Origin of the sequence: Bacteroides sp. AM07-18, from assembly GCF_003602695.1 — a bacterium.
GTDB classification, from domain to species: domain Bacteria; phylum Bacteroidota; class Bacteroidia; order Bacteroidales; family Bacteroidaceae; genus Bacteroides; species Bacteroides uniformis.
The window spans coordinates 83,508-102,802 of the sequence record NZ_QTLM01000005.1 but is presented as its reverse complement, the minus strand read 5'-3'; the positions used below and the strand labels follow the sequence as shown (position 1 = coordinate 102,802).

18 protein-coding genes are annotated in these 19,295 nt (G+C 42.4%); 2 read left to right on the top strand and 16 right to left on the bottom strand.

Annotation, left to right across the window (positions count from 1 at the left end; genetic code table 11):
- Nucleotides 1-2 precede the first annotated feature (2 nt).
- The gene (locus tag DW096_RS09185; protein WP_004348431.1) at nt 3-224 is read right to left on the bottom strand and encodes a hypothetical protein; all 222 of its coding nucleotides are present in this window, start codon (nt 222-224) and stop codon (nt 3-5) included.
- Nucleotides 225-235: 11 nt separating this feature from the next.
- The gene (locus tag DW096_RS09180) at nt 236-451 is read right to left on the bottom strand and encodes a hypothetical protein (RefSeq protein WP_004348429.1); all 216 of its coding nucleotides are present in this window, start codon (nt 449-451) and stop codon (nt 236-238) included.
- A gap of 295 nt (nt 452-746) precedes the next feature.
- On the opposite strand from DW096_RS09180, the gene DW096_RS19410 reads away from it, so the two are divergent.
- Both DW096_RS19410 and DW096_RS19720 read left to right on the top strand, forming a co-directional pair.
- Complete coding sequence (locus DW096_RS19410; RefSeq protein ID WP_025813562.1) at nt 747-1,010, top strand: hypothetical protein; 264 nt, start codon at nt 747-749, stop codon at nt 1,008-1,010.
- Nucleotides 1,011-1,119: 109 nt separating this feature from the next.
- A complete protein-coding gene (locus tag DW096_RS19720) occupies nt 1,120-1,341 on the top strand; it encodes a hypothetical protein (protein ID WP_009037599.1) in 222 nt (73 codons plus the stop codon).
- 84 nt (nt 1,342-1,425) lie between these two features.
- Here DW096_RS19720 and DW096_RS09160 read toward each other — a convergent pair whose 3' ends face one another.
- The 14 genes from DW096_RS09160 to DW096_RS09090 form a co-directional block, all read right to left on the bottom strand.
- Entirely contained in the window at nt 1,426-1,692 is a 267-nt protein-coding gene (locus DW096_RS09160; RefSeq protein WP_118931098.1) for a 6-bladed beta-propeller, read from the bottom strand.
- Nucleotides 1,693-1,714: 22 nt separating this feature from the next.
- A complete protein-coding gene (locus DW096_RS09155) occupies nt 1,715-2,563 on the bottom strand; it encodes a formylglycine-generating enzyme family protein (RefSeq protein WP_057097211.1) in 849 nt (282 codons plus the stop codon).
- A gap of 43 nt (nt 2,564-2,606) precedes the next feature.
- Nucleotides 2,607-3,764, bottom strand: coding sequence for a TIGR04150 pseudo-rSAM protein (locus tag DW096_RS09150; protein WP_070100533.1), 1,158 nt, complete (start codon nt 3,762-3,764; stop codon nt 2,607-2,609).
- Between the two features lie 2 nt (nt 3,765-3,766).
- Nucleotides 3,767-5,140, bottom strand: a complete 1,374-nt coding sequence (locus DW096_RS09145; RefSeq protein ID WP_158589296.1) for a radical SAM peptide maturase — start codon at nt 5,138-5,140, stop codon at nt 3,767-3,769.
- 208 nt (nt 5,141-5,348) lie between these two features.
- Nucleotides 5,349-5,549: a TIGR04149 family rSAM-modified RiPP gene (locus DW096_RS09140; RefSeq protein ID WP_057097214.1), complete on the bottom strand. Its 201-nt coding sequence runs from the start codon at nt 5,547-5,549 to the stop codon at nt 5,349-5,351.
- A gap of 104 nt (nt 5,550-5,653) precedes the next feature.
- Nucleotides 5,654-6,676 (bottom strand): hypothetical protein, encoded by a 1,023-nt coding sequence (locus DW096_RS09135; protein WP_057097215.1) that lies wholly within the window; start codon nt 6,674-6,676, stop codon nt 5,654-5,656.
- A 1-nt stretch (nt 6,677) separates the two neighbouring features.
- The gene (locus DW096_RS09130) at nt 6,678-7,751 is read right to left on the bottom strand and encodes a glycosyltransferase family 2 protein (RefSeq protein ID WP_057097216.1); all 1,074 of its coding nucleotides are present in this window, start codon (nt 7,749-7,751) and stop codon (nt 6,678-6,680) included.
- An 18-nt stretch (nt 7,752-7,769) separates the two neighbouring features.
- Nucleotides 7,770-8,186 (bottom strand): DUF3244 domain-containing protein, encoded by a 417-nt coding sequence (locus DW096_RS09125; RefSeq protein WP_227212818.1) that lies wholly within the window; start codon nt 8,184-8,186, stop codon nt 7,770-7,772.
- A gap of 115 nt (nt 8,187-8,301) precedes the next feature.
- The gene (locus DW096_RS09120) at nt 8,302-9,951 is read right to left on the bottom strand and encodes a hypothetical protein (RefSeq protein ID WP_227212815.1); all 1,650 of its coding nucleotides are present in this window, start codon (nt 9,949-9,951) and stop codon (nt 8,302-8,304) included.
- Between the two features lie 125 nt (nt 9,952-10,076).
- Entirely contained in the window at nt 10,077-10,226 is a 150-nt protein-coding gene (locus DW096_RS19285) for a hypothetical protein (protein WP_153880803.1), read from the bottom strand.
- 616 nt (nt 10,227-10,842) lie between these two features.
- Nucleotides 10,843-11,493 carry a hypothetical protein gene (locus tag DW096_RS09105; RefSeq protein WP_008665573.1) on the bottom strand — a complete coding sequence of 217 codons (651 nt, stop codon included), beginning with the start codon at nt 11,491-11,493 and terminating at the stop codon, nt 10,843-10,845.
- Between the two features lie 48 nt (nt 11,494-11,541).
- Nucleotides 11,542-14,748 (bottom strand): efflux RND transporter permease subunit, encoded by a 3,207-nt coding sequence (locus DW096_RS09100; RefSeq protein WP_117749155.1) that lies wholly within the window; start codon nt 14,746-14,748, stop codon nt 11,542-11,544.
- Nucleotides 14,748-16,220, bottom strand: a complete 1,473-nt coding sequence (locus DW096_RS09095; protein WP_005823863.1) for a TolC family protein — start codon at nt 16,218-16,220, stop codon at nt 14,748-14,750. Before DW096_RS09095 ends, DW096_RS09100 begins: the two co-directional genes overlap by 1 nt.
- Nucleotides 16,217-19,288 (bottom strand): efflux RND transporter permease subunit, encoded by a 3,072-nt coding sequence (locus tag DW096_RS09090; protein ID WP_118931107.1) that lies wholly within the window; start codon nt 19,286-19,288, stop codon nt 16,217-16,219. The genes DW096_RS09095 and DW096_RS09090 overlap by 4 nt, the downstream gene beginning before the upstream one ends.
- Nucleotides 19,289-19,295 lie beyond the last annotated feature (7 nt).

Below are 19,295 nucleotides of genomic sequence, written 5' to 3'. Positions count from 1 at the left end.
TTTTAGATTGTCTGTTTAAGTATCTCTCTCCAATAGGTCGGCTCTACCTCGCTGAGAAGGAAGTCCATGAAGTCCCTCCGTGCGTCTTTGTTTAGTTCGTGGTACAATCTTCGGAACGTTTCAAAATTGCCGTTGATGTACGTTTCCACCATATACACGAAGATGTTGTCCACCTCGTAATATCTGCACTGCTGCGCTACCGTCTTGCTGTTTCTCTTTGTCATGTCGGTAAGGGTTAAAGAGTTAATGACCAAAGGATGAAGCCGAAGTAGGCAATGGTGGAAAGGATAGCCACGATTACACCTATCGCCACTCGGAACACTCCGTTTACAATCTCTCTGATGATGCCCCAAAGGATGCCGAACACCCCGAAGGCGGTGCGCATCATCAAGCCGCATATCGCCAACCCGATGTATTGCGCCACTTGTCTGAAATTTGCCGTTGCTGTCATATCTTCGCTGTTTTTAATTTTTTTGTTTTTTATGCGGATTCAAGAGCTGAGGGAGTTGAGTTTCAAACTATCTTATCTGCCTCTCGTTTATCCGACATTTTTTTTATGCGTCTTTCTGTCGCATCGGTCGTTTTCGTTTCGGGTGCTTGAAAAGGTAGGGATTAGGGAATGCAAGGTTTTTCGGGGAAATACTACCCGAAGGGCTGGAGATTTCCGCAGAAAACAGGAGGCTTGACCTTGCTTTCCCGTCCAATCCCGGAATTACCTTTGCGCCCAGAACGAAAATGACTGACTGATGCGGCTTACTGAAAGGCGCAAAATGGAGGTAAACGAAAACAGAGGCAGATTAGGTAGAAAAAACTTTAGGGGAAAATCCGTAAAAAGAGGAAACCGTCTGAAAGAAAAAGACATCACCGGAAGCGTGAAAAGGGCAAACCACGACAAAGGAAGTATGATTGTTTCCGTTCCGACGGAACTTGTCCAGCCGGGCGGCAACAATCATTCTTCCCGGTTTGTCCGGCTGTGTGTGACCGCCTGTTTCATTCATGAGGCAGGCTGACACACTCTGCATTCACTTTCCGCTTCCGGCAAAAGGGACAGCAAAAAAAGAAAAATCATCTGGTAGCCCGTAAAAGCACCTCTTGGCATAGACGCAAAAGAAAGGGGCATTGCGTCATCAGTCTAAACATCGTTTAGGCGTGAGGCAATGCCCTTTTCTCCGGCTATGCGGTAGTCGGCACACGATTGTTCAAAACTCGTTTTTGGCAATGGTGTTCCGACAAACAAAACCGCTTTTACGGAAAAATCTTATGAATGAGGGGATAAAAAACGGGAGTTTATATCAAAATCTCGAATTAAATAGCTACTTTTGCATAGGAAGAGTTCTTTGAAGGTTACGCAATGCGCAGAAAGATAATGCAGTAGATAACTAACTAAATCGTAACCTATTACTATCAAGAGCAATTAACCTACGCTCATTTCCAATAAATTACACTCTTTTCGTAACTTCTCACTACAATATATTTATTGTCAATAGCCATCACATCACCCTGCGTAATGAATTCATCATTCGTTTCCAACGGAATGTATTCCACATCCATAAAATCCTGAAGCACCAGTTCCTTTTTCGGATAATTTTGGGAAATATCTACTGTTACTATATCTACAGTCCCGCTATTTTCTCTACATCCACTCCATCCCAGCATTAAGAACAATACTACAACTACATTTATTCTTTTCATAACTTACGCATTTTTAATTACATTATTTACTAAAATTCAACTCCATCACAAGGCGGAAGCCTCCATACTCGTCACTATAATTCTCAATGTCGTAATCAATGTACGACACCCGACACCTCTTTGCTGTTCCTCCCCAACTTCCACCTCGCAATATCCGGCGAAAGAAAAGATAGGTGCCCTCAAAAGGCCATCCCGGATAGACAGACTTACCACCTTGCTTGTATTCTTTAGTGTACAAATCACCGCACCACTCCCAAACATTGCCACTCATATCATACAGTCCCAATTCATTGCTTTTCTTCAAGCCTACCGGACGGGGGACTCCAGCTTCTCCATATTGTCCACCAGAGGAATTCCCTATATACCAAGCGACCTCGTCTACCTTATTACTGCCACTATATTTATAGTGCTTGCTTCTACGCCCACCACGTGCCGCATATTCCCACTCGATCTCAGTCGGAAGGCGGAATGTTTTACCGGTCATAGCATTTAATCTACCGATAAACTTCTGCGCATTTTTCCAGCTTACATTTTCCATCGGGCAATCTTCGCATCCCCCATTAAACGGCAAAATGGAATCAGTATCCATAACCGCCCTCCACAGCCTTTGAGTAACTTCATATTTTCCTATATAAAAATCAGATACCGACTCCTTACGTGCAGGTTTCTCGTTATCCTCACAATCACATCCCTGCTCATCTGTACATCCCATCATAAATGTACCTCCTTTCACAAAAACCATCTCAATAGAATCCCCATTCAAGGCAACCACAAGTTGCTGAATAGGAGTTTCATTCGACTGACATCTAACAAAAATAGTTATAAGACATATTGCCAAGACAATAGTCAATGCTTCAACTCTTCTTTTCATATTAGTATAAAATAAATATGTTTCCACTTTCTACCGGCTTCTTTTACATAACATGACAAAGATTCGTAAGACCTATAGCTATTTCATAATCAGATGGAGAAGGACATAGCCATTGAAAAACACATCTATTACAAGGCTCTTTATCACGAACTCGAAACCATGACTCTCCTTCATTAAGTTCCTTACAAACTATATCATATACACTATCTTTATATATATTCCCTATTGGCAAGAAATTCATGTTTGCAAACACATCACCATTCGACATTATATTTATCTTACCAAAATCATAAGTATTAATCGCTTGGTTAGCAAAGATATTTTTTATTGATATTGGCATAGATAGAATATCCTTTTTAGAAAGAAAAACATATTCTTTAAAGAAAGCCATATTAGTACCATCATATATAGGCTTTATTTGATATTCTTTTATCCGGAACCGTTCTATAAGTTGCTCAGCATCCTGACAATCATTCAAAGAAGCAACATTAAATATATACTTATATGACAAATTTTGTTCCCTTAACGTTATCAAAACATCCTCCCACAATCTTATGTCAATAGGGAAATTGACTAAAACACAATACAAAAAATTATTCATAAAAAATGTTTGCGAACAAGGAATCTCCGTATATAAACAATAGACTTTTTTAAGAGAAGAACTATTATCCAAGAAAGACAATAACCTTTCATTATTCACAACATCATTTAGTTTTCCATAAATATTAAAAATTATTTTTGAGGGAACAGACTTCAAAAAATTCAAAAAAGCACATATGTCAGTTTCATTATTAACATGAATAGTTATTTCAAACAAATTCTCCAATAGATTTCTACTAACAGAAAAATTGTGCCTTTTATAAACTTCCAGTTTTTCATTATCCAAAAAATTGAAAAGGGGTAATATTTGAACAGGTTTTTCATTTGATAATGCAATATCTATTATATCCCCCATATATTTTTCACGTACCTCATCAACAAAACTTTCAACAATCCTATTTTGGATATCTTCATTTGTTAAATAAACAACACCTTGATTATTTCTTTCAAGTAACTTTTTAAGCAATTGTATAATCTCCACTTTATTAGATTCAATATACTCCCCGTCAAGAGTATTATACAATAGCACACATTCGCTTGTTAATCCAATATACACATATGGCTCTATTGTAAACCACCAACCTATTATAGAAGTTTCCATTATTATGATACAATTATTATATCTTCTAATATTTTAAAAAAATCATTCGGATGTTTCTCTAAAAAAGAAAATATTCGAGACAATTTAAACTGAAAATTTTTTTGATTATGAAAATAATGACATACCATTTTTTCAGTTCCTTCTTTTTTCAAATTTTCTAAATGGAACATACATAATCCACAGAATCTATAAAGATAGCAGTGCCGACAATATTTTTCCAAGCATTTATAATAAGCATTATATTGCTGTACTATTTGGGATACATTCAAGAATACGCCCTCATCAACTTCTCCCAAAGAATATTTATAGTCTATTCTTTCGCATGGCATTAGTTGACCATGAGTAGTAAGAAATATTTTTTTAGAAAAAGGAAAACACGTACTTGCTGGAAAATACTTATTTTCTACGCACAAAGTAGATAATATATCAGAGACATACGAATTTATAGAAAAATATTTCAAAAAATTAGACAATTCATGAAAAGGTAACAAATCTTCATGAAGTAACAAATTATCCTTCTCTTTATAATATTCTTTTTCACTATCTCGTATATCACGAAACATCTTTTGAAATAAATCATTTTTTTCCTCTACAATTCCCCCTCTATTCATTTCTGAAACCCGTGGAATTTTATGATAACGTCCATGAAAAAATTCATAAATACTTTTTACTGAATTTCTATTATGCAAAACTGCATTAAAATCAACATTGGTTTCGAAAAAATTAGGAAATTTTTCTTTTACAAAATCCAAATTCTCAACTATTTTCCGAAAAGAATTACGACCATTTTTCTGATAAATGCGATAGCTATTATTTTCTTCATTACCATCTAAGCTTACTAATATATGGAATCTATTTGCAACTAGATAATCTATATATTTGTCTAACAAGACAGCATTTGTCGTCATACTATAGCTTACATTTACGACTCCTGCATGATTTAGATTACAAACAAAGTCAACAATAGTCTTTATGAATTTTATATTTAATAAAGGCTCCCCACCATAAAAACTAATAACCAACTCGGTATCCTTATTGGACAATTTAAGTCCCCAAATATATCTCAACAAACTAAGTGCAGAATTAATATCCAACTTTTTACCCTTCCTATTTTTTCCCCATTCATACACACTCCCTAATGCACAATAAACACAATTTAAATTACAAGATTCTGTGACTTCGAATAAAATTTGTGGAGTATGGCTAAGAGCTTCTTTAACTTTAGCTTCACTTATTTCTGTATTAATATCTATGTAATCCATATTTGAAAAAAAATCGTGTTTTTTCAAATACATATACTTTCTCACATAGTAAGAATCCACATAATCACATTTTTCTGTTTCACAAATTTGCTTCAAAGCTGGATGTACAATCATCGAGAATCTATGCTTATCATTATAAAGATAGCAGTTCTTATTTTCTGATGTATATATAATAGATTGTCGCATAATTACTATCAAGTATTAACGTTTCTATACTCTTGCTATTCAGAATTTTTCATAAGATAAAGAATCTCTTATCTTAATTATAAAAAGAGATTCTTTATCATTACATTGGTACTAAACAAATTAATTATAGAAGACGTTATCGCCCAGCTAATGGCACATAAGCCGTCGCCGTATTAATATGTGAAGCAATAGGAGCCGCACTATAAGCAGACCAACCGCCATAGCATGAACATGTGCAATCACCGCAATCATTGCCACCTTTTAAAGCATCCATTTCACGTTTTTCTAACTCAACTTTACTCAATTGATTCAATTTGATTTTTTTTAAAACTTTCATAATACATTTTTTTAGTTAAACAATAAGTAATCAGTATTCATATAGTATATCCAATATAAATAGTTACACTTGCTATAAAATTGAAAACCAAACAATATCTCCATTCAGCAAAATTTACAACAGTATTTATCCAAATAATAGTTACGTAATAACCAGCGTATTTCATTATTAGGAAAATCATAACATTGCAATATTTCCAATTCAGGAATAGACGAAATTTTTTCTAATACTTTTTTTGCTTTTCCAGCCACAAACACATTATCAATATGCATTAGCCACCATTTTAAATCATACCAAAAATCTATAGAAAATAGAAATATTGGATCAATGCTTTCAAAATTTTCCCTTCTATAAAAAAGTTGTTCAAAACAAAGCACTATCTGCTCTACCATATGTAAAGACCGATCATGGCACTTTGAACATTTATTCCAAAGTCGGTATAAAAAATAGTCTGCTACCCATAAAAGAATCTCATACATGGAAAAAGGATGATTAGTTTCTTCCCATAAAGAAATCAAGAATTCATCTGTTTCTGCTAATAAATCATCCAAATCTGCTTCAATTAAAGAATTTTGCACTAAGCACTCTACCAAGCACCCCCATTTAGCAAGCCCCATCCCACTCGGAGCATCAGCCACATTCTGTTGTATATGCACCAACAATTCAAATGCTCTTTTTTCCATCAAACATTTTTCCTTTTCATACTCAGAACTAAAAAAAGATAAAAGACATGCTTTAATCTGCTCATCTTGCATCAAGTCAGTAATTGGATACCTTATTTCATATTGATTCCAAACCAAAGTATTATTGGGATAATAACTCCAAATTTCTTTTCCGAAAGGAAATTCTTTTGGGAAACAAGAAGGTCTATTTTCCAAAAAAGAAAGAAATTTGACATTCATTCTCATTTGTATCATCTTCATATTTTCGACATCTGATGAAAATGTTATCCTAATATGCTCTCCACGTTTTTCTGAAAAATTTACTTGAAAACAGTTAAATATTTTTTCATTATACTGATAAAATGAAACTATCTCCAACAATAAAGTAGTCCAATCTTTTCTAGAATAGAAAATAGAGACACAACTCCACGCCTTATTTTCTCGCAAAACATAATGCAAATCCATGTTATTTCAAAATTATTCGATTAGCATAATCAAAATTTCTAAATACGGTTCCACATCCAAAACCCTGAGAATTAATGCATTCATTATTATCCAAAGTTCTTTTTACTTTAGAGTAATTTAAAGCTTCCGTTATTAATAATACAACAGTAACTATAAGATCAACATCAGTCACCTTATAAAAATACCTATCACGATAGCATAGCCCTTTCTGATTATCTACAAATAAATACTTTCCATTTAATAAAATTCCGCCATCCACATTACACCACTCACCCTCTTTCCACTCTTCTTTCACAACAAAACGATATTTATCGCTCATACATTGTTCTATTCTGTCACATTCAATGTTATTTCGATTACAATTCATTGCAACATTATTTTGTAACGCTCCCATTCCCCAAAAGTGCTCTTTATACAACATTAATATACGCGTAGAATAAGGATCTATATAATCTAAATAAAGAGCATACAGCTTTTTTAATAGTGGTTCCTCAACAACTCGTTCATTATCTTCGTGCGTCAAAGCTCCATAAAAACTTTCTTGAATAAAAACATGTCTCCTATGTCCAATACAAGTCAAACGCTTAAATAAGTCAGCATCCTCTACACCATATCCCACCAGAAGTTCATTATATCCTTTGACTGCCATAAATGCTTCTTTTTCCAGACAAACTCTTCCAAATACATCACGTACACAAAGATTACTAGTATAAAATATTTTCTTCTTCTCTTGAAACTCCTTCAGCATAAACTCAGCAAAGCCCTCCCCCAAATAGTTATCAGCATCCAAATTGCATACGATTTTCCCTTCTGCCAACCTAAATACCATATTTCGGCTATGACTCCGCAAATAATGAACCGGTTCAGTAGTCCTATAATAGACAAGAATACCCATCTCAATATATTTCATCATAGATTGAGCAATCCATTCTTCTAATCCATCTTGCGAATTATAATCCAGCACAACAAACTCTACCTCATCTACTAAGAAATTATCAAGAATATTCTTCTCCAAAGTTTCTTGTAAATGTTTAAGCCGATTCATACAAGTGATGCAAAATGAGATTTGTTTCATAGTGCTATATAGCCATTATTAATGAATAGTAAATCTACCGAATGCATAAGCTCCATCCAAACCTTTTATCTCAAGTAAAAAATCACCAACTAAGCCTTTCTGTAATTGTACTTTTCTCAATATTGGAAAGTCAATATTCTCAGTAGAAGAGTAAACAACATCCCCATTCTGAGAAATTACAATTTCAATTTCACCTATAGATTGATAGAACTCCAAGTCAATGGAATAGTCATCATTTAAGAATGCAGAGAAAGGAACATCCATTGGTATAGAACGAGGTTCTTGACCTGCTCCTTGAGGCTTTGTAAAAGGCCTATCATTAACAGACAACACTATTTCTGTATTAACAACTAGAATATTAAAAACGGCAGCTATGGTATTCATCGACAAGAAGCCATATAGACTTAAAAGACAAAAAAAGTTTTTCATTTTCATAGTACCCATGTTTGATTTTACGGCATAAAAATAGCGCAAAATACAGTGTATTACACAAAACACTCATGGACAAAATCTAATTCAATTAATCATATAATAATCAACTAAATAAATACTATAGTTTGTTTTTCTGGATGGACAAATACAACGGATTTGTTTTAAAGAACGCATTCAAATCATCTTGTTTTCCTAAATGGAGCTTTTCCTTCAAACGTTGTTTCTTTTTAAAAATAGAATTTTCCTCACAAACAAAAGCTGCGACCAACTCTGCTGTAGAAAATCCCAACTTTATCAACACAGCCAACATAAGGTTATGCTCGTTCAATTTATACTTCTGTCGCAAGTTAGTCACAAAATTGCCAGACAATAAATCTATATAGCCAAAGATGTTCAGCCATTCCTCTTCACTCAATTTTTTCACATTCAAATTTCCTTCTTTCAGCTGTCCTAAAAGAAACAAAGCACCTTGCTGAGAATGTTCACGTATTTCTTTATTCTCATTTTTCAAAACCTGTATCTTCTGGGCCAGGATTCCTATTTGTTCCTTAACAAGTACCTCAGACAACATTCCCTTTTGTGCTTGCTGATTACATTTCTTCAATTCCTCTATTTGACAAATATACCGTTCTATTATCTTTTCATTCTCTTGATAAGTTTTGAGCTCCTTCTCCATAAACCTTTTAAGGCGTTTTCTATAACTCTTTCTATATTGTTTTTTTATTTCCTGATATGCTACAAATCCCACAACTATAAAGGATAAAGACAGTAGCAGCCAAAAATATAGCTGAATCTGCTTTTCTTGCATAAGCAATTTATTCTCCACCACCAATTTATCTGCCTCATTTTTTTGCTGTATTTCAAAGATTTTGTGCTGCAAATTCATCTCCTGTGCTATTTTTTGCAACGAATCAGACTTTTCTTTATAAAGCAGAGCCTTAGCATACTCAGCACGTTTCTTTTCCAACAAATAAAGATAATGATAAGCACCGGATTGTGTATAGCAATCTTCCGAAGACAAAGCATTCCTCACATACATTTCTGCCCTTTCCAATTGCCCTAACTGCAAATAGGCATCTCCCAATGACAAATTATAATAAGGAATAAGAGTAGAAACTTGCTCATTCTTTAAGGCTGAATGAAAAAATTCAACTGCTTTCACATAATTTCCTTGTCGTTTTTCTTGTTCGCCCAAAAAGTGCGCCAAAGAAGAATATACCGGAGACAAACTATCCTGCTTTAACAAAGACATTCCCATCTTCGCATATCGTGCAGCATTAACATACTCTTTCCGAACCTCATAAATCCAGGCGATATTACGATAGCTATACACTATTTTCAAGGTATCACCGACTTTTTTATTATAAAAAATAGATTTTCGATAGTTGTCAAGTGCCATATCATACATTTCCGAGTCATCATTCAGCCTACCTACATATTGGTGCACCAAAGCCATCATCTTATACTCTTCTGTTTTCTCCAATTTAGCCAAAGCGCTCAAATAAGCTTGTATAGCCAATGTATCATTATCTTGCAAAGCTGCCACTTTACCATAATAAAACAATGCCTTTCCTGCTTTTACACCATCATCCTTATAATAATCTACCGCAATTTTTATCAACGAATCCGACTGCAAACTATCCAGATAGTTTTTATCACGTGCTTGCGTCAGCAGCAATGCATAGTCCGCCCGCTGCTTCCCACGAAGCTCCTCCGGATGAGGAATTTGCTCCAACAGCAGCAATGCACTGTCAGGATATACATCCATATACCTCTCTACCTTATCAAAAACATTGGATACGTTCTTCTCTACGCAAGAACCAACAGTACACAAACGGACAAAAGCCCAAGATATAACAGTTTTTTCATATGAACATGTTCTTTACCAGATTATCATTGCGTATACACAGAATCCTTTTGGAGATAAATATTCACACCAGCCAACGGCAATCCTTTTTCCCCATCAGTCACAATGCCATTTGTCTGCGCATTAGAAACAACTGCACAGCAGAATGTTATGAACAGCACTATACATCGCTTCATAATCCATGTATATATAATTAAACTTTGGATGAGAATAAGCTTTTTTACGGCCTCTCCCTTCAAAGATACAAAAAAACGCTTCAACAATGTACAAAAACAAGATAAATGTGACAAACAAAACAAATAGCTCAGAGCTTGTTTCCCCTTACATAGGCTTCCTTTCCATTTTCTGTACGGAGTTATCAGCGCCTATCGGCCGTGATGCGCTCTGCCAACGGCCGTCAACCACTCGACTAACGACCGTCAACAAGGTGCCTCATGCCCGTTGAACACCTATTATACTCATAGTTTCCCCATACTGTGCACCTATCTTATTCCTATTATGAGCCCAGCTGCAGTCTATCGGTAAACGGTCTTTTACGAAGTTAATACCGTGTTTACACGAAACGCATATCGTGTAAACAAGATATTTGCAAAATGCTGTACATTCTATTAATACACTAACAAACAAGATATTAACTTACTTTCCGGCGTATTTCCGCTGTGGAAGCAAAAGTTGCTTCCACCTTTTTGAGTTGCTTCCACAGCACTTGTAATGCCGATGAATAAAGGGATGCAGGAAGTAGGTGGAAGTGTGGAAGCAGAAATGATAAAACTAAGCAGAGATAATTTTCCCTTAAAAGCAATAAAACTCCAGAATCTGCTGGAGCAAAGCATCCTGCTTTCCCAGACCTTTTTCCAACTCCACACTTTTCAGGTTATAGAGTTGTGCCAGCAAAGCTGACGACTGCTTCTCGCAAAGACGGGAATCATGTACCTGCTCCATCCAGCAGACGGTCTCTCCCCAAACATCTACCGAAAGATGTGACAAGACTTCTGTCGGGGCTCCCCCCTTCTCCACCTTACGGAAGATTTCGACCAAAGCACACAACAAGCTGGACATTATCTGTTTACAACGGGAATGGGAACGGGATTCCCGGTTTCTGAAACGTAGCAGGAAATAGTACCCCAGCCATAAATAAACGGTGGTGACTTCTGCATGGATTTTCTCTATCCTCTTCCAATGCGCAACCAAGGCAGCATCAATTTCTTCCAGAATCGCATCCGTATCATCTTCTATGTAGTATTTCTGCGCAAGACACTCTATCACGCACCCCCATTTCGCCATATCCACACACTCTTGCGTACGCCCCATCCATACATGGGCTTCCTCCAATATCCGGAATGCCTTTTCTCCACATTCTGGAGCATCATAAAACCGATACTGACGAAACAACAGAAGAGACTGACATAATAACTCATCCAAAGAGTACTCCGCACTTTCCATATTTAAAATTCAAGTATCCATTCAGGTAACAAAATCGAGCAAAAGTAATCATTTCCTAAGAAAATCACGCTGTTTCAGCACAAAAACCGGCAGGAAAAAGAAGATACCGATGACGGACATCACCAGTCCGCCAATGGTACCCGCCGCCAATGGAAACCAGAAAGCCTCCTTGTCCTCACCTATCATGAAAGGGATAAATCCCAGAATGGTAGAAACTACCGTGAGGAAAATAGGAACGACCTTCGCATTCCACGCCTTGACGTAGGCACGAAGAGCGGAAAGACGGGGGAAACGACGTCGGATGCTGTTGTACTCGTTCAGGACATAGATGCTGGCATTCACCGTGATGCCGCACAGCAGGACGAACGAGGCAAAACCGCCCTGGTCGAAGTTCAGCCGGAACCAATAGAAAGTAAGAAATACCCCGATATAAGAAACCGGAATCACAAAGATGATGGCAAGCGGCTGCTTCAGGGAGTTGAACAGAACGCTGGTCGTAAAGAAGATGATGGCTATCACCACCAGCAGAAGCAGGTATTGGCGGTTGTCCTTCTCGCCCCATGACCAACTGTTGCTGTCCGACTCGGCTGTATAACCCATCGGCAACAGTTTGTTGAACTCCTCCAGGTCACGTTTCTGTATCTTGTTGCCCATCTCATTGGAGCCGATATATTCGTATTGCAGGCAGAGGCGGTACTGCTGGTTTTCTTTGGCAATCTCCTGCGGCATCTGTCCCTTTTCCACAGTAGTCAGTTCGGAAAGCTTGTAATGCTTGCCGTTTCCTACTCCATAGGGAAAGAACTGCATCGCCCAGATATCATATTCGGCAGACTGGCGGGAAGAGAGCTTGATTTTCTCCGTTCCCTGCTCGGCCGCTACCGATCCAATCTCCAGATTCTTGCCGAAGATGGGGCGCACCGCAGAGAAAAGCACTTGCGCGTCGATGCCCTCTTGCGCCATGTGCTCCTTGTTCAGGTTGAAGTAGAATTCCTGATAGTCATCCTTCCACCAGGAGAACTCCGAATTGATGAGCACTTCCTTGATACGCCGGTGCGTCAGCAGCTTGGCCTTCAGCTTCTCCGCCCACTCATAGAGTTCGTCGTAGTTGTAGCCGTACATCCTGATGCGGTAGGAGCCGGCACTCTCGCGGACGTCATTACTGAACCCCTGGTCCTGCAATCCGTAGATGCCCCAGCTGCCGCCTCCCAGTTCCAGTGCCTTGCTTATCATATTGGCTTTCAGTGTATAGGGAAAACCGCTGTTCCGGGCTTCCTTCTTGAAATAAATCTGCATACTGGCACGCCGGGGGCTGTAGATGGAAGTATGAAACTGCCTGATTTCCTTGAACCGGCTGAGGTAGGTCTCCATACGTTTCATCAAAGTGTTCATCTGCTCGAGGGTGCTGCCATTGGGAAGGTTGGCGTTGGCATAGAGCACCACCTCCTCATTACGGGTGAAGTAACTGCCTTCGTACACCTTCTGTATGAAAAGCCGCAAGCTGCCGCCCAGCGCCTTGTCCACAATGGGTTTCACCGACTCCTTATAGGTATTCGAACCGAATACCTTATTGTAAGCAGCTTCCCATTTTCCCCCTCCTTCCAGTTTGTCGGGCAACAGAAAAACGGGCAGACCGAACCCCAACAGCAACAGCAGGCATACAGCCCAGCGCCAACGGCACAGAAAACGGATGAGAGCAGAGTAGCAGCAGGAGAAATAAACGGGGAAACGGCTGAAAATCCGTCCCAACCTTGTTTTGAATGTTTGCGTCAGCCCCGGCAAGACAAGACGCCTTTTCTTCCCCGTAATCCGCCTCACCAGTCCTATCTTCTCAATCATCGACGGAACAAAAAACAATGCCACCATCAAGGAAACAGCCAGATTGATGATCACTACCGCTGCAAAGTCCTGCAGGTTGAGCCGTATCTTCTCGTCAAGGAAGAAAATGATGACAAGCGCACCCATCGTAGTGAGGGTTGCCGCCAACACCGACAGGAAGGCCTTGAGATTACGCCGATGCAGAATGTGGTCGGTCATGACAATGGTGCTGTCTATCACCAGATTCAGCGAGACAGTGATACCCGCTAGCGAATAAAGCTGCATCTCAAGTCCGAAGAGGTAGTAGAAGATAAGTGCCACCGCTATATTTACAGCCAGGCTGGTAACTATCAGAAAAAGATATTTCAACTTACGAGTAATGAGCCATACGAATACAAGCAGGATGAGTACCGTCAAACCGGTACGGAAGTAAATCTTGTCCAGTTCTTCCCGTATGTACTCGGTCGCATCATAGCTGGTATGCACTTCATATCCGACAGGAAGTACCTGCCGAACAGCTTCCATCTCGTCCATCACGGCACGGTTCAGTTGCAACTGGTTGGCAGTTTCTTCCGCAGTAATGGATAGATAGACGGAATTCAGCCCATTGATGCGGTAATAGCTTTGCGGCTCCTCCTCCATACGGACAGCCGACACCAGTTCGTCCAAGCGGAGCAGTTTCCCGTCGGTAGCCGTCACGGTGATGGCAGCAGGATTAAAACCAAGGGAGTTGCTCTCCGGCACCAGTGCCAGGCGTATCCATTCCCGGCTACCGTTACCTGTATCCACATTGTGCGTACCCAGAAATTCCTTCCGGTAATGCCGCTGTACTGCCTCGCTGATGTCCGATAGGGTCACACCCAGCAAGCGCAACTGTTCACTGTCATATTCCAGTCTCCACTCCATGGGCGTGGCACCGCTGAGTTCCACCTTATAGATACCCGGAATATTTGCCAGCCGCGGCTTGATATGCTCCTCGGCATACTGCTGAATCAATATCGGAGTGGAAGGGGCATTCAGTGTGAAGGACATGAAAGGGCGTGAGGCGTTCTCGTCGGGCACTTTCATGTGAATGGTGGGATAGCTGACACCTTCGGGCAATTGGGGCCACGTCTGCCGGATGATGGTGGAAGCTTCGAAGCGGACTGCCTCGACATCGGCATGCTTGTCCAGCTCCACAGTAATGTTGCCGTAGCCGTTGCCCGAGGTGGAGTTCAGCCGCTTCACTCCGCGGATACGCGCCAGCATGGATTCCAGCTTGCTGGTCACTTCCATCTCCACCACCCGCGACGAAGTGCCAGGCATGCTGAAACCCACCGTGAAGCCGGGCAGGCTGCGTGACGGATTCAGCTTGACGGGGAGCAGCGGTATCAACGCCACCCCTACCAAAGCAAGGCAGACAAACGCCACTATGACGGTGAAGGAAGAAACTCGTTTCATCAGTTATTATAATCAAATTTTTCCGACAGCGAAAATCCGCTGGCAAAGTCGTGCAACGTCAGTTTCCGTATCTTGTAATAATTCAGCCAGTAGTCCTGCAAGGCGGAGATGTAATTGCGTTGCGCTTCCTGCTGGCGGTTCAGCGAGAGGGTCAGGCTGTTGATGTCTGCCTTGCCGATAATGAAGCGCTGGCGGGTTTCGTTATACGCCAGGATGGCAAGGTCGAGGGCCTCTTCGGCACTGGCGACGAGGGCTTGCTGGACGTTGAAGTCACTGACGGTCATGATAACCTCCTCCTCAATGCTGATTTCACTCTGCCGGGCAGAAGTCTTCACCACGTTCAGATTGTTCCTCGCCATGTTGTATTTGCCTTTCCTCACGCCCCAGTCCACCAGTGGAATGGAGACACTGACCGACACCATCTCCTGCTGCATGGGATGCCTGTATGCTTCACCGAATTTCTCCGCCACCTGGTTGAAGCCGACGCTGGCGTTGATGCTGGCGTTGAAGCGCGATTCCTTCTTCGTCTTGTCTACTGTCTGCTCGGCTTCCAGCACTTCCTGACGAAGCCCCAGAAATTCCGGATTGTTGGCTTGAGCGGCCAGCAAAGCCTCATCAACCGGTATGGTCAGCGCCCTCGGACGTCCCGGAAGCGACACCCTGATATCCGTGTTCTTCTCCATATTCAGGAAAGATGCCAACGAAAACATGGCGCGCTTCAAGGCACTGGCGGCATTCTGCAAAGTATTGCGGGCGTTCACCACGTCGAGTTTCAGCGTCAGCAGGTCGGCACGGCTGATGGCGGCTATCTTCAGGCGCTGCATGCCGATGCGGTAGAGGGTATCGGTGGAGACGGCATTGTCCTTGGCCAAATCATATTCCGCCTGTGCCATGGCAAGCGCAAAGAAATAGGTAGTGGCCTGCTCGGATACTCGCTCTGCATTGTAAATATACTCCTTCTTCACCTTTTCGTACTTCAGCGGCTCAATCCTGCGTTCCCAACGGAAAGGATTGTAACCGACCAGACTCTGCGAGTAGCCCAAACGAACCGGAACACTGGTGAACTGGGTATACTTGTTTCCACCGAAGCTCCGCATATAGCCCAGCTCCGTATCCAGATAGAACGTACCGCCCGTCAAGTCGAAATTCTGTCTGACGGCAAGATTGCCGTATGCATAGAAGGATTGCTGGCTGCGATAGATGTCAAGGTCCTGTTCGGAGTCGTAACGCTTGGTGATATCGCGGTTGTACTGTGCCGGAGTCATGTTCAGCGTCAGGCTGGGAAGGCGGTTTGCCTTATAGGTGCGGTATTCCCAATAACCGGCCAGATACATGTTCTTGGTGCGGAAGGCTTCCAGCGAACTGTCATTCGCCAGGGCAATGGTCTGCTGCAAATCGAGCGTTATCCGCTGTTGGGCAAAAGCGGAAAGGGCTCCCAGACTGAACAAAAGTATAAGACTTAATTTCTTCATGCTCTTTCTTTTCTATAAATAAACCAATATATCAACGGGATGATGAACAGACTGACCAGTGTTCCTACAGACATAGCCCCAATCATCGCTATGGAAAGCGGCTTCTGCAGCTCCGAGCCCATGTCGAACGAGAACAGCAGCGGAACCATAGCGAAAATGGTGGTGAGCGATGTCATGATGATGGGCCGGAGCCTTCTGCGCCCCGCCTCGTGGATGGCCTCGAGCAACGGCATACCAGCCCTCCGTAATTCATTAATGGCATCCAGCTTCAGGATGGAGTCGTTGATGATGATACCGCACGTCACAATCAGTCCGATGGCAGACATCAGGTTCAGGGTATGCCCGCATATCCACAACAGAAGCAGGGCAAACGCCACATCTATCGGAATTTCCAGCAGCACGATGAGCGGCTGCACGAAGCTTTCGAACTGGGCGGCAAGAATGAAATACATCAGCAGGATAGAGATGAAAAGAATCACCACCAGCTCGTCCAGCATCTGGCGGTTGGAGAAGAAACTGCCGGAAAAGGCCGTATCCCAGTCACCCGTGGCATCTGCCTCCCGCTTCACCTTTTCCATCAACTCTGGAGCATCGTCCACTTCATAGAAACGGAACGGTATATATTCACCGTTGCGTCCTGCCGTAATCGTTTTCAAATCCTCGGCCGGACGCACCTTTACCAGCTCCCGAAGCGGAATATGCTCCACTTCGCCCTTACTGTCCGGACGGGTCTGTATCAATGTCTGCTGCAGCACCTCGTTCACTGTCCGCTCCTCGCCCACAATGCTGATAGGCAGGTATTGCTGGTAGGAATGGAGCATAGCTACGCTGTTCTCCTTGAATGCCGTCCGCAGCGTACGGTAAAGCTCGTCATACGAAACGTCATAGAGCAACAGCCTTTCCTGCAGGATGCTTATGTCGAGCTGGTTCTCGAAAGCGATGCCTACGGGCGCTGTCCCCGTAAGCTCCGCAAACTGTTGTTCCAGTCCGCGCAATTCTTCCGCCGCCGGCGCCTTCTCCTTATTGCGGGCATAAAGTTCTGCCACCACATCGGCCTCCCCGGTCACGAAAAGCTTCTCGAACACGGTTTCGGGTGGAGAAAAGGAGACTGTCGCCAACGGATATTCCCGTGTCAGCCACTCGCCCGCCTGCTTCTGCAAGGGAGCAATCCCGTCAGGCGAGGAAGTCTTGAAATACAATTCTGCCTCCGAAGAAGAGAGAGCCTGCTCACGGTTCAGCAGATAGTCCTGCTGGCCTATGGCAGCCGTCTGTTCCACAGTCTTGTCCAACAACTGTCCGAACAGCACATTCACACGATGCCGGTTCTCGTCCACATGTATATTTTCGTTCCATTCCACGTGGACTATCAGTTCATTCTGGTCTATCTGCGGCATACGCTCCTTGGCTATGGAATAGAACAGAAAGACACAAAGAGGAATAGAAACCACACAGAATATGATACTTACCGTCTTGTGGGAAAATACCCAGTCGATGCCCGCATCATAAAAACGGTCCAGCGTATGTTCCTTCAACGGATTGTTGATGCGGATGCGGGAGAACCACGACCTGCCGCGCAACCCCGTCCGGTAGACCAGCATATAGAGGACCGGCAGCAGCATGATACCCGTGAAGTAGGAAACCAGCAGCCCCACCGTAACAGAGAATGCCTGGTCATAGAACAACGCCCCTGCAATGCCGCTCATGAATATCAGCGGCACAAATACGGCAATAGTGGTCAGCGACGAACTCAGCATGGGCGTAATCACCTCACTCGTTCCCGTCACGCAAGCCCGCCGCAACGAATAGCCCCGTTCGCGATACTGCGAAATGTTCTCCGTCACAATGATACTACTGTCAATCATCATACCCAACGCCAGGATTAATCCCGACAAAGAAATGATATTGAGTGACATCTTGAACAAGTAGAAGAACAGGAAGCAGATGACAATAGATACCACCATACTCAATCCGATGATGAACGGTGATTTGATGTCACCCAAGAAGAGTACCGCCACAATGCAGATGAACAGGAAACCCAACGACAAATTTTGCTGAAGATTGGAGATGGTATAGTCCAGCAACTCCGTCTGGTTACGGCTGATGCTAAAATCAATGTCGGGATATACTTTCTTGAAGTAGTCCATCGTACTGTTGATGGCAAGCTTCATGTCTTCCATATTCTCGTCCACCTGCTTGATGACGGCAAGGGTAACGGCACGCTTGCCATTGCTCATGGAGACACCTTTCTCCTTGGCAGGAACAATCTCTACCCGGCAGAAGTCTCCCAAGCGGATGATACGTCCTTCCTTGCGCAGCAGGATGCCCTTCACGTCCTCCTCTGTCCGCAGCAGGGTGGAGAACTTAATGTTGTATTCGTAGTAGCCGTCGCGCACGGTCATGCTGCCCGGCTCCACGTTGTTTTGCGCCAGCACGTTTTCTATGTCTTCAATGGAGAACCCCAACACAGCAAGCTTATCCGGGTCGGGCACAATCTGTAACTGGCGTTCGACCAAACCCGTGACATCCACCATTGCCACTTCCGCCAACTGCTCGATGCGACGCTTTATGACATTTTCGGCAAACTCGCACAAATCAAGAAACGCGCGTTCGTCCACCTTGCCGTATGCACTGTCGTTTTTTAGGGTCAGATTGAGGTAGAAGACAGGAATGTCCGTCGCACTTGCCTTTATCACCTTCGGGCGTTCGGCATCCTTGGGCAGATAGTTCATGGCGGCGTCAATCTTCTCGTTCACTTCTATGAAGGCAAGGTCGGTATTCGTACCGAAGTCGAAGCCCAGGCGGATGATGCCTGCACCATCGCGCGTCTCGCTGTCCATGTCCTTCAGTTTCGCCACCTGGATGAGCTGCTGCCGCAGAGGTTTCACCACCGTATTCTCTAATTCACGCGCCGAGGTATTCTGCGCCGACACCTGCACTGTAATTTCCGGGATGGCAATATCGGGCAGCAAGGATACCGGCAAGGTGAAGTAAGTCACCAGCCCGACAATGAAGCATGCTGTAAATGCCATCAGTACGGCAATAGGCCGCTGTATCAAAAACTTTATCAATTGAACT

Excerpts from the sequence above, each read along its gene's own strand:
- DW096_RS09185 (WP_004348431.1), bottom strand. The coding sequence starts at position 224 with ATGACAAAGAGAAACAGCAAGACGGTAGCGCAGCAGTGCAGATATTAC.
- DW096_RS09180 (WP_004348429.1), bottom strand. The coding sequence starts at position 451 with ATGACAGCAACGGCAAATTTCAGACAAGTGGCGCAATACATCGGGTTG.
- DW096_RS19410 (WP_025813562.1), top strand. The coding sequence starts at position 747 with ATGCGGCTTACTGAAAGGCGCAAAATGGAGGTAAACGAAAACAGAGGC.
- DW096_RS09160 (WP_118931098.1), bottom strand. The coding sequence starts at position 1,692 with ATGAAAAGAATAAATGTAGTTGTAGTATTGTTCTTAATGCTGGGATGG.
- DW096_RS09155 (WP_057097211.1), bottom strand. The coding sequence starts at position 2,563 with ATGAAAAGAAGAGTTGAAGCATTGACTATTGTCTTGGCAATATGTCTT.
- DW096_RS09150 (WP_070100533.1), bottom strand. The coding sequence starts at position 3,764 with ATGGAAACTTCTATAATAGGTTGGTGGTTTACAATAGAGCCATATGTG.
- DW096_RS09145 (WP_158589296.1), bottom strand. The coding sequence starts at position 5,140 with ATGATTGTACATCCAGCTTTGAAGCAAATTTGTGAAACAGAAAAATGT.
- DW096_RS09140 (WP_057097214.1), bottom strand. The coding sequence starts at position 5,549 with ATGAAAGTTTTAAAAAAAATCAAATTGAATCAATTGAGTAAAGTTGAG.
- DW096_RS09135 (WP_057097215.1), bottom strand. The coding sequence starts at position 6,676 with ATGGATTTGCATTATGTTTTGCGAGAAAATAAGGCGTGGAGTTGTGTC.
- DW096_RS09130 (WP_057097216.1), bottom strand. The coding sequence starts at position 7,751 with ATGAAACAAATCTCATTTTGCATCACTTGTATGAATCGGCTTAAACAT.
- DW096_RS09125 (WP_227212818.1), bottom strand. The coding sequence starts at position 8,186 with ATGAAAATGAAAAACTTTTTTTGTCTTTTAAGTCTATATGGCTTCTTG.
- DW096_RS09120 (WP_227212815.1), bottom strand. The coding sequence starts at position 9,951 with ATGGATGTATATCCTGACAGTGCATTGCTGCTGTTGGAGCAAATTCCT.
- DW096_RS19285 (WP_153880803.1), bottom strand. The coding sequence starts at position 10,226 with ATGAAGCGATGTATAGTGCTGTTCATAACATTCTGCTGTGCAGTTGTT.
- DW096_RS09105 (WP_008665573.1), bottom strand. The coding sequence starts at position 11,493 with ATGGAAAGTGCGGAGTACTCTTTGGATGAGTTATTATGTCAGTCTCTT.
- DW096_RS09100 (WP_117749155.1), bottom strand. The coding sequence starts at position 14,748 with ATGAAACGAGTTTCTTCCTTCACCGTCATAGTGGCGTTTGTCTGCCTT.
- DW096_RS09095 (WP_005823863.1), bottom strand. The coding sequence starts at position 16,220 with ATGAAGAAATTAAGTCTTATACTTTTGTTCAGTCTGGGAGCCCTTTCC.